Annotated in this window: 12 protein-coding genes; 5 read left to right on the top strand and 7 right to left on the bottom strand. The window is 69.9% G+C overall.

Going from position 1 to position 13,186, the window contains the following annotated elements; all coding sequences use genetic code 11:
* Positions 1–745: 745 nt before the first annotated feature.
* The gene (locus ACH4MY_RS10635; protein ID WP_398000432.1) at positions 746–1,483 is read right to left on the bottom strand and encodes a hypothetical protein; all 738 of its coding nucleotides are present in this window, start codon (positions 1,481–1,483) and stop codon (positions 746–748) included.
* Positions 1,483–2,208, bottom strand: coding sequence for a hypothetical protein (locus ACH4MY_RS10630; RefSeq protein WP_398000429.1), 726 nt, complete (start codon positions 2,206–2,208; stop codon positions 1,483–1,485). Before ACH4MY_RS10630 ends, ACH4MY_RS10635 begins: the two co-directional genes overlap by 1 nt.
* Positions 2,209–2,890: 682 nt before the next feature.
* Between ACH4MY_RS10630 and ACH4MY_RS10625 the strand changes: the two genes are divergently transcribed.
* Complete coding sequence (locus ACH4MY_RS10625) at positions 2,891–5,014, top strand: collagenase (RefSeq protein ID WP_398000427.1); 2,124 nt, start codon at positions 2,891–2,893, stop codon at positions 5,012–5,014.
* Between the two features lie 105 nt (positions 5,015–5,119).
* Here ACH4MY_RS10625 and ACH4MY_RS10620 read toward each other — a convergent pair whose 3' ends face one another.
* Entirely contained in the window at positions 5,120–6,250 is a 1,131-nt protein-coding gene (locus tag ACH4MY_RS10620; protein ID WP_398000424.1) for an FAD-dependent oxidoreductase, read from the bottom strand.
* 371 nt (positions 6,251–6,621) lie between these two features.
* Between ACH4MY_RS10620 and ACH4MY_RS10615 the strand changes: the two genes are divergently transcribed.
* Positions 6,622–7,452 (top strand): alpha/beta fold hydrolase, encoded by an 831-nt coding sequence (locus ACH4MY_RS10615; RefSeq protein ID WP_398000421.1) that lies wholly within the window; start codon positions 6,622–6,624, stop codon positions 7,450–7,452.
* Positions 7,453–7,495: 43 nt separating this feature from the next.
* Here ACH4MY_RS10615 and ACH4MY_RS10610 read toward each other — a convergent pair whose 3' ends face one another.
* Positions 7,496–8,194: a response regulator gene (locus tag ACH4MY_RS10610; RefSeq protein WP_398000419.1), complete on the bottom strand. Its 699-nt coding sequence runs from the start codon at positions 8,192–8,194 to the stop codon at positions 7,496–7,498.
* A 16-nt stretch (positions 8,195–8,210) separates the two neighbouring features.
* Positions 8,211–9,389 (bottom strand): histidine kinase, encoded by a 1,179-nt coding sequence (locus tag ACH4MY_RS10605; RefSeq protein ID WP_398000416.1) that lies wholly within the window; start codon positions 9,387–9,389, stop codon positions 8,211–8,213.
* Between the two features lie 295 nt (positions 9,390–9,684).
* On the opposite strand from ACH4MY_RS10605, the gene ACH4MY_RS10600 reads away from it, so the two are divergent.
* Positions 9,685–10,083, top strand: a complete 399-nt coding sequence (locus tag ACH4MY_RS10600; protein WP_398000414.1) for a hypothetical protein — start codon at positions 9,685–9,687, stop codon at positions 10,081–10,083.
* 141 nt (positions 10,084–10,224) lie between these two features.
* On the top strand, positions 10,225–11,010 hold the full coding sequence (locus ACH4MY_RS10595; RefSeq protein WP_398000411.1) for a DUF4232 domain-containing protein: 786 nt from the start codon (positions 10,225–10,227) through the stop codon (positions 11,008–11,010).
* Between the two features lie 42 nt (positions 11,011–11,052).
* On the opposite strand, the gene ACH4MY_RS10590 is transcribed toward ACH4MY_RS10595, so the two are convergent.
* On the bottom strand, positions 11,053–11,400 hold the full coding sequence (locus tag ACH4MY_RS10590) for a GNAT family N-acetyltransferase (RefSeq protein WP_398000408.1): 348 nt from the start codon (positions 11,398–11,400) through the stop codon (positions 11,053–11,055).
* A 72-nt stretch (positions 11,401–11,472) separates the two neighbouring features.
* Here ACH4MY_RS10590 and ACH4MY_RS10585 point away from each other — a divergent pair, with 72 nt between their 5' ends.
* The gene (locus ACH4MY_RS10585) at positions 11,473–12,078 is read left to right on the top strand and encodes a TetR/AcrR family transcriptional regulator (protein ID WP_398000405.1); all 606 of its coding nucleotides are present in this window, start codon (positions 11,473–11,475) and stop codon (positions 12,076–12,078) included.
* A 60-nt stretch (positions 12,079–12,138) separates the two neighbouring features.
* On the opposite strand, the gene ACH4MY_RS10580 is transcribed toward ACH4MY_RS10585, so the two are convergent.
* Entirely contained in the window at positions 12,139–13,083 is a 945-nt protein-coding gene (locus ACH4MY_RS10580) for a LysR substrate-binding domain-containing protein (protein ID WP_398000402.1), read from the bottom strand.
* Between the last annotated feature and the right edge of the window lie 103 nt (positions 13,084–13,186).

The following is a 13,186-nucleotide window of genomic DNA, read 5'->3' as shown; positions in this document are numbered from 1 at the left end:
ACCACGTACGCCAGTGCCAGTACCGGTGTACTGCTGAGCGTCGCGGTGATCCGGCTCAGCGCCCCGGGGCTGTCCTTGAGCGATACGACCATCGTGCACGTTTCGGTGGGGGACGCCGTTTCCACCTCGTGCGGCGCTGGCACGTGCGGCTGAGCCGGATCCGGGGTCCGGCGCGGTCCGGCGTTCTGGGCTGCGTCGGGGAGCGTCGTGCCGAGGAGGTGGGAACTGTCGTGTGCCATGAGGGTGTTCCTGTCCGGGTCTGCCAGGCCGGGTAGGCCGTTGCTTCAGGGATTCTGAGGAAACAAAAAGACCCCTCGTGGAACACGAGAGGTCTGCGTGCGGGCGGTGAGGTCGCTTGGGAGGGATCGCCCCCAGGTCACCTCGGTGCCGGCACGCGGGCGCTAATAATGAGACGCCGCAGCATGCCGGAAGTGTCACACAGAGGCTCCACGGCGGAAAGTCCGTCTCGCGTACCGGACAGTCGACCCAACGGCAGCCAAAAACGCGCCCGTTCGACGTGCACACTCCACAAGGACCGGCCATCCTGCCGGTGAACGGGTTCCTGCTCCACGGGAGACCGGGGGCGGGGACACACCCTCAGTACGTCGATGAGTCCGGCATCACGCGCCGAGCTGCTTGTGGCTGCGCCGCCCATCAGGACGACGTCGCGTTCCTTGCCGCTGTCCGGCGACGCCCTCTCGGCGTCCTCACGCGCCACGGTGATCACGTCGGCCGGGCCCACGGCTCAGGAGCAGGAGCGAACCGCCTCGTCCCAGGCACCGGGACTGCGGTAGTGGTTCTTGTGTCCCGCGGCGAGCACGTGGCGCAGTTCCGCACGATGCTTGGTGTCCGCCGGGACATCAAGCTGGTCGAGGAGGGCCAGCGCGGCGGCCGGTTCCAGGTCGCCGTAGAGGTCGTGGAAGCTCGCCCGGAGGCCTCGAAAGAGGGCTGAGTGCAGGGCGGGGAGCCGCACGGCGGTGCGGTACGTCTTCTCCTTCACGAGCCAGGGCACCGGGCCCGAACACTCCAGAACCCGACGGGCTCGGCGGAGCCGGCCTTCCGATCGATCGGCCACCACTCGGTCGATGTCGTTGCCGAGCACTTCGGCGAACGCCGTCGCAGCAGTACCGCGGTCCTCGAACCAGTCCACCCACAGCGAGTAGGTGACAGCCTCGACGTCCCTGTCCGCCTCCAGTCGTCGGCGGTAGCCGTCCCACAGCACTCCGACCGGCAGGGGACCCTCGGCGCTGCTGTCCGCGCATCGGATCTCGCAGGTGACCCAGTATTCGTCGAGGAGGTCGAGCAGCCCGAAGGCCAGCCGTACCTGGTCGGCTGCATCCAGGTCTTCGGCGAACACGTCGCCGGCCCAGGAATGCGCCACTTGGTTGGCTGTGAGCGACTCGTCCGGCTTCTCGTCGTTCACCCACCCGTCGCGCACCTGACGAACGCCCTGCTCAGCCAGCCAACGCCGCGCCGCCTCCATCAGCCGCGGTCGAGCCGCGGGAGCGACGCGCAGAGGCGCTCGGGCAACTCCGGCAGGACCTTGTGAATGCCCACGCAGCCCGCGTCGCCGTTCGTGGTGACCGGCCGCCAGCCCGACTTCTCTGCCCGGTAGAACCAGCGCTGGGAGACGTTCGAGGAGGGGCAGCCGTCGCCGGCGTCACCGCACGCCGGCCCCATCCTGGTCGACAGGTCCAGTACCAGCCACGTGTCGTCGCAGCCGCGTTCCTCCCAGCTCGTGTGCTTGGGGATGTCCGTATCGTTGACTGCCTGCTGGTACGAGGACGAGGTACAACGCGGGGGCGTGGGGTCGCAGCCGTTCTCACCGCACTTCCGCAGGGCGGGAGGGGTGGCGCCGGCGGGGGTGTACACGTTCCAGCTGTTCACCATGACCTTGCGGGAGCTCAGCGGCTCGCCCAGCTTCACCGTCGCCTCGACCCGCTGCGTCCCGGTGCAGCCGGAGGCACGGTCCTGGGCAGGGGACTCGTACGTGACGCTGACGTGCACCGTGCCGTGCTCGACTGTCTCGAGTTCACCGCGCAGGCCGCGTACGCAGTCGCCCGCTCCGTCGGGCACTTCGGCGTCGACCACCAGGGACCGGCCGCCGTCGGCGGTACGGACACCGGCGATGCGGATAGGACTGGCGAGGGTCCAGGCAGGGCCGGTGGCTGTGGCAGTGCCTTGGTCCGCGCCTGTCGCCCCTTCCACGGTCCCGACGGTCTCGGAACCGCAGCCGGCAAGGATCACCAGGACCGCTCCGAGCGCGACCATCCATATGCCCCGCTGCCGCATTCCATGCCCCCCATTGGCCGAAGACGGGCAGCCTAACGTGCCCCCGGGTGCCCCTCACAGTCTCCTCTTCCAGTCACCCGCGCCGTCTCGGCGACCGTCGCATGGAAGCGCCGCACACATCGTCCGGCCGTCACCCTCGCCCGCCCAGACGTCCGGGGGCGTCAACTCAGCTACAGATATGGGTGATTGACTCCAATTTGCCGCAGGGAGTCGGCAACTTTCCTCGCGCGACCGCCGATCGATCCGGCCAGAAGGCTTCCAGAACAATGCGACATGTGAAATTTTACACGTCACGTGTCAGACGCCCGTGTTCCCCAACACGTGGCCACAACGGCCCCGGAGGCCCCCGCAGATGCATCCCTTCCGGATATCGAAGACCGGCGCGCGAAGACTTCCCGTGCTCGGCACAGCCGTCTTCCTCACGCTCGGGCTGTTCGCCCCGCAGAGCCACGCCGCCCCTGTCGACGCCACTGCTCCCGCCGCTGCGAACTCAGAAGTCGGAGCAGGTGCGACCGAAGGTACGAACGCAAGCACGAGCACAGGTGCGCACACGGCCTCGGCGCCACGGGCGATCCCGGTCCCCAAGTCGCCCGACGCGATGAGCAGCACCCCCCGCTTCCGGCTCTCCTCGCAGGACGGCACCGAGGAGTCCCCCGTGGCGCCCGCGCCCGCCTTCAAGGCGGGCAAGCAGTTGTCGGCCGCCGCCGCGGACGCGTGCAGCGACCTCTCCGGCGTCATCAACTCCACGGGCAGCGCGCTGGTCCAGCAGCTCAAGGCGCTCCCCCAGATCACCTGCACCTACCCGTTGTTCAACCTCACCGGGGAGAACGCGCAGAAGGCCTTCCGCGAATCGCAGATGGTGACCGTCGCCAACGCGCTGCGCGACAACTCCTCGACGTACGCGGGCGACAACCGCACCTCCACCGGGCAGCTGGTGATGTTCCTGCGCGCCGGCTACTACGTACAGGACAACAACGCGGACGCCGTCGGCGACTACGGCACGGCACTCGCGGGCGCGGCACGCGGCGCGCTGGACGCCTTCTTCGCCTCCCCGCGCAGCAAGGACGTCACCGACGCCAACGGCGAGATCCTCAACGAGGTCGTCACGCTGATCGACAGCACCCACGAGGCGGGCCGGTACGCCGGTGTCCTGAAGTGGATGCTCGGAAGCTACGACGGTACGTGGCCCTCTCGGATGAACCTTGCCATGGAGCACGTCGAGTGGGTCGTCGAGAACGGCTTCAAGGCCAAGGACGACGGCCGGGGCTGGCGGGCCGCCCTCAAGGCCGACCCCGCCATCCTCGACACCTGGGCCGGTTTCATCACGCGCAACGGTGCCCAGCTGAACCGTCTGGACGTCGTCAGCAACGTCGGCCGCCACCTCGGCAACGCCCTCGACGTCCCCGAGCTCAAGGACCGGGTCAGGCCGCTGCTGAAGGACCTGATCAACCGGTACCCGAACGTCGGTCCCACCGCGCCGATCACCATGAACCTGGGCTGGTACACGCGCCAGTACGACAGGAACAACTGCGCCGCCTACGGCATCTGCGACCTGGGCGAGCGCGTGCTTCCCGCGGTCCTGCCGATCCAGCACACGTGCACCGCGGGCCTGAAGATCCGCGCCCAGGACATGTCCCCCGGTCAGCTGGCGAACACCTGCACGAGCCTGGTCAACCAGGACGCCTACTTCCACCGGGTCATCGGCGACCAGGGCGCGATCCCCGGTGACGTGAACACGAACCTGGAGGTCGTCGTCTTCGACGACTACACCCAGTACGCGCTGTACGCCTGGGCCATCTACGACATCGACGTCGACAACGGCGGCATGTACGAGGAGGGCAACCCCGCCGTTCCCGGCAACCAGGCCCGCTTCATCGCCCACGAGGCCCACTGGCTGCGCCCGGACTTCCAGATCTGGAACCTGAACCACGAGTACACCCACTACCTCGACGGCCGCTTCAACATGTACGGCGACTTCGAGGCGGGCATGACCACGCCGACCATCTGGTGGGTCGAGGGCATCGCCGAGAACATCTCGTTCGGTTACCGCAACGAGCGCAACGCCGATGCGATCGCCGAGGCCGGCAAGAAGACGTACCCGCTCAGCGACCTGTTCGACACCGTCTACGGCCAGGAGGAGGACCCCGAGGTCAACTCCAACCGGGTCTACCGCTGGGGCTTCCTCGCGGTCCGGTACATGCTCCAGAAGCACCCCGCCGACGTCCAGACCGTGCTCGGCAGGTACCGCTCCGGTGACTGGACCGGGGCCCGCACCTTCCTGAAGCAGACCATAGGCACCCGCTACGACGCGGACTTCGCGACCTGGCTGACGACCGACTGCGCGACCGACGGTTGCGGTCCGCTGCCCGAGGCCTCGGCCGCACCCGCCCCGCTCTGCACCATCGTCGATCCCCGTCAGTTCGACCAGAACTGCCGCCGGGACAACCTCTCCGCCTCCACCGGCGACTACAGCTACCACTTCGTGTATCTGCCGGCCGGCGTCAAGCAGCTGACGATCACCAGCAGCGGTGGCACCGGCAACGCCGACCTGTACTACGGCGGCAGCGGCTGGGCCACCACCAGCAGCTACCGGGCGAGGTCCGTCCACACGGGGAACAGCGAGACCCTGACGATCGACAACCCGCCGTCCGGCTGGGTCTACTTCAGCCTCGCCGCCGCGCAGGACTTCACCGGTGTGAGCCTCTCCACGCAGTCCGAGTGAACCGGTTCGCCGGGGCCTGTCGGGCCCCGGCGAACGTCATGACCCACGCACACGGGGAGAAGGCAATCGGCCGAGGCAGCCTTCCTCGCCGCGTCGGCCGACCACTCATCGACCGTTCTCGGTGTTGCCCCCGATCAGAGCGTGGGCGGTGTTGCCGTCTGCGCCGACCTCCTGGAGTTCCAGCCCCTCGAAGGCGGCGGCCTCGCTGCTGCGAGGGAACATGTCCTGCTCGTACGCGGTGAGCGCGGCCTCGATGTCGTCGGGGTGGGCGGCGAGGGCCTGGCCGAGTTCGGCCCCGTCGAGCATGGCGAGGTTGGCGCCCTCGCCGTTCGGGGCCGCGAGGTGGGCGGCATCGCCGACCAGGGTCACACCCGGAACGCGGTCCCACCGGTGCTCGGTCGGCAGAGCGTAGTGGGGGCGCAGGACCGGCGCTGTGTCGCCGTCGGTGATGAGCGCCCTGAGTTCGGGCGCCCAGCCGTCGAACTCTCGCGCGATCCGGGCCGTGGCCTCGGCGGCATCGGTGAAGTCGACGGCGGCGAACCAGTCCTGTGTCCTGGCCAGCATCACATAGGTGTGCAGGGTGTCGCCGCTCTCACGGTGCGCGAAGATCTCCCTGCCCGGCGAGGGCACGATCAGCATCCCGCCGCCGACGGCCCTCGCGGCGGCCGGGTGCCGGGTGTCGGCGTGGAACAGGTAGGTCTCGACGAACGACGTGCCGGTGTACTCGGGCGTGGCGGTCGAGAGCAGCGGCCGGACCCGCGACCAGGCACCGTCCGCGCCGACGAGCAGGCCGGTGGCGACGGTACCGCCGTCGGTGAACGTCACCTCGTGGCGGCCCGAGCCGAGGGCGCGGGTGCTCCTGACCTTGTGCCCCCACCGGACGGTGCCGGCCGGGAGTGAGGCGAGCAGGATCTGTCGTAACTCGGCGCGCTGCACCTCGGGGCGTCCGCCCGTGCCGTCGTCGGCCTTGTCGAGCAGGACGGTCCCGTCCGGGTCGATGACCCGCGTGGCCTGGCGGCCCTCCAGGACGATGGCGTGGAACTCGTCCATCAGTCCGGCGGCCTTGAGGGCGAGCTGACCGTTGTAGTCGTGGATGTCGAGCATGCCGCCCTGAGCGCGCGCCGACGGGGAGGACTCGGCCTCGTAGACCGTGGCCGAGATGCCGTGGACGTGCAGGACACGGGCGAGCGTGAGTCCGCCGAGTCCTGCGCCGATGATCGTGACGGGTGTGTTCATGGCGACCCTCCTTCGGGATCGGGCCGCCCGAGGGAACGGGCGGCCGTCTCCGAGGAATGTGCCAGCCCCGGCCGACGGCCCACCGACAGCGGACCGACAGCCACCGACAGCCCGGGCGTCCCCGCCCCCACCGCCTGCGCGATCCCGCCGGCCACCGTCCGCGAATGGGCGGCTCGCCACGCTGAAGGACGACCACTACGACGTGACGAGGCCCGTCGCGGGGACCCGGCTGATCCGCCGGTCCTGGACATGGAAGCCGCATAGGCGCACCGCATCACTCGCTGCATCAAATGAGATGAATGCCGTATACGGGTATGTTTCTGCGACGAGGTGGCAACTCGACGTCCGAGTTGCGGGAACGGAGGAAGTCCGTGGGAACGGTCACTGCACAGGACGGCACCGGCATCTTCTACAAGGACTGGGGGCCGCGCGACGCGCAGCCGATCGTGTTCCACCACGGCTGGCCCCTGAGCGGCGACGACTGGGACAACCAGATGCTGTTCTTCCTGGAGCACGGCTACCGGGTCATCGCTCATGACAGGCGCGGGCACGGCCGTTCCGGCCAGAGCGCGACCGGCCACGAGATGGACACCTACGCGGCGGACGTGGCAGCGGTGACCGCCGCGCTGGACCTGCGCGAAGCCGTCCACATCGGCCACTCGACCGGGGGCGGCGAAGTCGCCCGTTATGTGGCCCGCGCCGAGCGGGGGCGGGTGGCGAAGGCCGTGCTCGTCGGGGCGGTCCCGCCCATCATGGTCAAGTCCGACTCCAACCCGGGCGGCTTGCCGATCGAGGTCTTCGACGGCTTCCGGGCCTCGCTCGTCGCCAACCGCGCCCAGTTCTACGTCGATGTTCCGGCGGGGCCGTTCTACGGCTACAACCGTCCCGGCGCCCAGGTGTCCCAGGGGGTGATCGACAACTGGTGGCGACAGGGCATGAGCGGCGCGGCCAACGCCCACTACCACTGCATCGAGGCATTCTCCGAGACGGACTTCACCGAGGATCTGAAGCGGATCGACGTGCCGGTTCTGGTGGCCCACGGCACCGACGACCAGATCGTCCCCTACGACGACTCGGCTCCGCTGTCGGCCGAGCTGCTGCGCAACGGCAGGCTCAAGAGTTACGAGGGTCTTCCCCACGGGATGCTGACCACGCATCCCGACATCCTCAATCCCGATCTCCTCGCCTTCGTCGAGGAGTGAAGGAGCCGGGGCGGCGAGAGGGAACGCACCCGCCCGCCTCCGGTCAGGGGACGTCGGCACGTCCTCCCGGTGCCACCAGACCCGTCTCGTAGGCCAGCACCACGGCCTGGGCCCTGCTGGTCAGGTCCAGTTTCGCCATGGTGCGGTTGAGGTGTGTCTTCACCGTCGCCTCGGAGATGAACAGCCGTTCCGCGATCTCCGCGTTGGATCTGCCGGTGCCGGCCAGGCGCAGCACCTCTGTCTCGCGTGCGGTGAGCTGCTCGATCTCCGGCCGCTGGTCGGCGGCGGGTTCGCCGGGTGCCGCCGTACGGGTGAAGGCCTCCACCAGTCGCCGGGTCACGCTCGGGGCGAACAGGGCGTCGCCCCCGGCGACCGCCGCCACCGCGGCGAGCAGTCGCTTCGGGCCGGTGTCCTTGAGGATGAAGCCGCTCGCGCCCGCGCGCAGTGCGCGGTAGACGTACTCGTCGAGGTCGAAGGTGGTGAGTATCAGGATCCGCGGCGGCGGACCGGCCCCTTCTGTTCCTTCGGCCAGGATCCGCTGTGCCGCGTCGATGCCGTTCATCCGGGGCATCCGGATGTCCATCAGGATCACGTCGGGGCGCAGGCGGGCCGCCTGGGCGACGGCTTCCTCGCCGTCGCCCGCCTCCCCGACGACGGTCATGCCGTCGGCCGCCCGCAGCAGCCCCACGATGCCGGCGCGAATGAGGTACTGGTCGTCGACCACGAGTACCCGGATCGTCATGGTCGACCGCTCCCCCTCAGCCGTCGGCCGGCCCGTCTCCTCCCGTGGCGGAGGAGGTCGGCAGTGTCAGCCGTACGTGAAAGCCCTTTTCGAGGCCCGGGCCTGTCGTCACGGCACCGCCGTAGAGCTTGGCGCGTTCATGCATGCCGATCAAGCCATGACCGCCCTCGGTGCCAATTCTGGCCGGATTCACACCTGGTCCGTCGTCCGTGACACTGACGAGAAGGCGGTGCGGCTGGTATCGCACTCGCACCTCGGCACGGGCCGGCCGCGCGTGCTTCAGTACGTTGGTGAGGGCCTCCTGCACCACCCGGTAGGCACACAGCTCCACTCCCGGCGGGAGGGTCCGGGGCCGCCCTTCCACGATCAGTTCGACGGGGACCCCGCCGGCGTGCATCCGCGCGGCCATGTCCGCCAGGCCACTCAGTGTGGGCATGGGAGCGTACGACTCGGGGGCCTTGTCCCCCGTGCGGAGCAGGGTCAGCATCCGTCGCATCTCCTCCAGCGCCTCGCTGGAGGTGTCGGCGATGGTGCCGAGTGCTTTCCGGGCGGTGGCGGGATCGGTGTCGAACACGTAGTCGGCCAGCCCCGACTGTACGGCGATCACCGATATGTGGTGGGCGATCACGTCGTGCAGTTCGCGGGCGATCCGCGCCTGCTCCTCTGCCACCGCCCGGATCGCCTTGGCGTCGCGCTCCTCCTGCAGTTGCGCGGCGAGTTCGGCCAGGCGCTCTCCCCGGCGTACGGACTCGCGCGCGGCCTGGCCGAATCTCACCAGCACCGCCGGGACGACGACCCCCAGGGCCGCGGCGGCCGCCACCGAGCCTTCGGGGGCCGCGAACCCGGCGTACAGCCAGATGACGCCGAGCCCCGCGCCGGCGGTGACGGCCGTGCGCAGCGGTCGGGTGGACGCCACGGTGTACAGGGCCAGTTGGGCGGCGAGGCTGTTCACCACCGGCCAGTGGCCGAGCGCGATGTACACCGCCCACAGGGCGAAGACGCCGCCCGTCACGGCGTCGGGGTATCGGCGCCGCCAGCACAGCACCAGGTGGACGGCGAGCGTCAGCAGGAGGCCGGATGCGCCCAGGGGCGGATATCCCTCACCGGTGTCCTGCCGGCCGAGCAGCAGCGCGCAGCCCAGGACGGCCGACGCGATGCCGGTGTCCAGGACCAGAGGGGATCTCGGTATCGGCACCCGCGGACGCTGCATCGGCGCAGCCTACCGGCGTACCACCGGGCCGGCGTCAACCGTACGCGGTACCGCGGAAGGTGGAGGCCACCGCCTCGCCGGCCTCGTTTCCCTGCCGCGCAGGGCTTACCGCCAGGGTTTACCCCGAGTCCACCCGCGGGTTGACGCCGGGGAAGTCGGCTCACCCGTAGCGTCACGGTCATCGACTTGGCAGACCACCGACATGCTTCGCGTCGGCGCCGAGACGGGTCGAAACACCGGCCTCATGTGCCGGCTCCGGCATCACAACCGAAGGAGACCCATGTTCAGCCTGCGTCAGCCGAACCGGACCCGGTCCGGCCACAAGACCGTCCGCAAGGCCCTCGTCGTGGCGGCCGCTGCCGCCTCGGCTCTCGTCCTGGCGGCTCCCTCCGCCGGGGCGGCGGGCGTACCCGGTGGCGCGGGCAGCGCCACGTGGTACTCCAACGGGGACAAGCTCACCATCTGCGACAACGCCTCTGACGGGAAGTCCGTGGTCGTCCAGGCGAGCTTCACGAGCACCCTGAAGTGGCACACCAGCGGAGCCGGGAAGTGCACCGACCGCTCCTACGGCGATCTCGCCGAGGGTTTCGCGTTCTCCTTCAGGGTCTGTCTCGGTGACTACAGCGAGGGGATCTACTACCCCTCCACCTGCAGCGGTTGGGTCGGAGCCGTCGCCTGACGGTGACACAGACCGGTCCCGGCGGTCTTCGAACGGCCGGGGCCCGTGTCACGGGAGCGGAAGAAACTCCTTCCGTTCCCGCTGTCGCACCACAGGGCCGTTCCGGCCACTCGCACCACAAGAATTCCAACGGGGAGCACCATGAACACCGTCCGCACCACCTGGAAGACCTATGCCCTGGGGGGCGTCGCCGTCGCGGCTCTCCTGTCGTCCACCGGCTGCCAGGGGAACGACACGCCCGCGGGGGCAGACGCGTCCGCACCGGCGACCGTCACGAGCGCGGCAGGCAACCCGGGCACGTCGAGCTCCGCCACGCCCACCGACGGCACGACCGGCGACGCCACGCCCACCGACGGCACGACCGGCGACGCCACGCCCACCGGCGGCAAGACCGGTGCCGGCGAGACCGGCAGCGGCAAGACCGGGAGCGCGCCGGTCCCGGCCGGCGAATCGCCCGCCGCGAGCGACGGCTCCCACAACGGCGCGAAGACCACGGCCTGCACCGACGAGAACATCTCGGTCATCTCGAAGGCCGAGCCGCACGACTCGCTCAGGCACCTCGTTCTCACCGCCACCAACATCGGCGACAAGACCTGCACGCTCTACAGGTACGCGCTCCTCCGCTTCGACGAGGGCTCCTACGACGAGGTCGGCCCGCTCGAGTCCAACTCGAAGGCCGTCGCCACCCTCGCGCCCGGCGAGAAGGCGTACGCGGGCATGCGGCTCTTCGTCGCCGGTGAGGAGACCCGCGCGGTGGAGACGCTCACCCTGGGCTTCCAGGGCCGCGACTCCGCCGACGAGATCGGCTCCCCGATCGACGTCCCGCTGCCCGACGGAACCCCCTTCGTGAACATCGGTCCCACCCCCGGGGTCACCTTCTGGGACACCGACCTCAAGTCGGTCCAGAAGTTCACGTTCGCCAGGTGACACCCCTGGCCTTCGCCGTACGGGAAGCAGACCGTGCCACTGTCACCCCTCCGCAGAGCCGCCCCCGAGGTCGAGGGTCCAGTTCTGGCTGACGAGGTCGTGGCCGAAGAGGTGGCCGGGCTCCTCTTCGGTGAGCGTGAAGCCGAAGTGTTCGTAGATCCTGCGCGCGGACGCCAGGTTGCCGGTGGTCCACAGCATCACGCTCCGGTATCCGGCTTCACGGGCGAAGGCCAGGCACTCCTCGATGAGGCGGGTGTTCAGGCCGAGGCCCCGGGCGGCCGGGGTGCCGAGCAGGACCCGCAGCTTGGCCACCTGAGGCTTGTCGTCGGCGACGAGAAGTACACAACCCGCGCGCTCGCCGTCCATCTCGGCGATCCATGCCTCTGACATCGCACACTCTCCGCCGTTCATCATCACCATCAGCTACTGACACAAGCGTGTCAGTAGCTCTAGGCTTGATCCATGCCCTCCGAAGCCGCGAACCCGTCCGCTCGCCAGATCCAGCTGCTCGAGGCCGCCTACGCGTACGCGCTCGGCCACGGCCTGGCCTCCCTCTCGCTGCGGCCACTGGCCGAGGCCATCGGCACCAGCACGCGGGTGCTGATGTTCCTCTTCGGCAACAAGGACGGGCTCGTGAAGGCGCTGCTGGACCGGGCGCGCGCCGACGAGCTGGTGCTCCTGGTCGACCTCCGTCAGACGGATCACCCCATGGGCCTCACACGGGCGGCCGCCCAGGTGTGGACCTGGCTCGCCGCCGACGAGCACCGCGCCCTCCTGCGCTTGTGGGCCGAGGCCTACACCCGCTCGCTCGTCGAGCCGGACGGCCCGTGGGCCGGGTTCGCCAGGGCCACCGTGGATGACTGGCTCGACGTTCTCGCCGCCTGCCAGCCGCAGCCGGAGAGGGACAGTGAGGCCGGAGTCACCCGCCGCACCCTGGTTCTGGCGGTGCTCCGCGGAGCCCTGCTCGATCTTCTCGCCACGCAGGACGAGCGCAGGGTGACCGCCGCCGTCCACCAGCAGCTCGCCCTCCTGGGCCACGACGGCGAGGTGCGCGGGGAAGGCGAGTAGTTCGGTGTGCCCAGGTGGCCCGCCTTCCTTGTGCCGGCCCCCGCTCCCCCGTGGCGCGCTCTAGCCCTCCGGCGGCCCGCAGAGCGTCTCGCGCAGCAGGGCCGCCTCCTGGTCGAGGTGGTGCAGCAGGGCCCGCAGGGCCGGGGTGCGGGTGCGGTGGGCCGCCTCGGTGGTGCCCACCGTGCGCCCCACCGAGGGAAGTTCGACCGGCAGGGCGGCAAGGTGCTCGTCGGCGTGGAGGACCAGCTCGGGCAGCAGCGCGACCATGTCCGTCTGCAGGAGCAGTGCGCGCATGGTCAGGATGGACGTGCACTCGACCCGGTCGGCGGGCAGCGCCAGGCCCCGGTCCGCGAAGAGTGCTCCGAGCTCCTGGCGCAGGGCGGTCTGTTCGACCGGGAGGATCCACGGGAAGCCGAGCGTGTCCGTGAGCGTGACGTCGGGGGCCTCCAGGAGAGGATGGCCCGACCGGACGGCGAGCCGGATGCGTTCTCGGTAGAGACGCCGTTGGCGCAGCCCGTCGCCCTCCTTGGGGGCGGGTCCCACCCGGCCGACGATGACGTCCAACTCGCCTGCGAGCAGAGCCGGATGGAGGACGTCCGGTGTCCCCTCCCGTACGACGACGGTGACGCGGGGCCGTTCCCGCTTGAGCTGGGCGACGGCCCGGGGCAGCAGCACATTGGTGCCGGCGAGGAGCGCGCCCACGGTCACCGTGCCCTCGCGCCCCTGGCGCAGCGCCGTGAGGTGTTCACCCGCCCGCCGCATCTCGGCGATCACGGCGCGGGCGTGCTCCGCGAGTGCCTCTCCGTAGAGCGTCGCCCGCATGCCGCGTGGCATGCGGACGAAGAGCGGCAGGTCGGCGATGCCCTCCAGTTCGCGAAGGGTGCGGGTGGCGGCGGGCTGGGTGAGGTGGAGGGTCTCCGCCGCCCGCCCCACGCTGCCGTGGTCGAGGATCGCGACGAGCAGAGTGAGGTGCCGGAACTTCAGTCGGCCGTCCAGGAGGTCCATCGCCGGGGGCTCCTTCCGGGAGCGGTCGGGCGGGCCGAGCGTCGACATACCCGATCCGGTATGGGCAGAACACTTTTTGGCATTGGTTCGGTATGACTTGGTG

It is taken from the genome of Streptomyces sp. NPDC017246 (genome assembly GCF_044331325.1).
In the GTDB taxonomy this organism is placed as follows: domain Bacteria; phylum Actinomycetota; class Actinomycetes; order Streptomycetales; family Streptomycetaceae; genus Streptomyces.
This window is presented reverse-complemented; position numbering and strand designations above follow the sequence as displayed.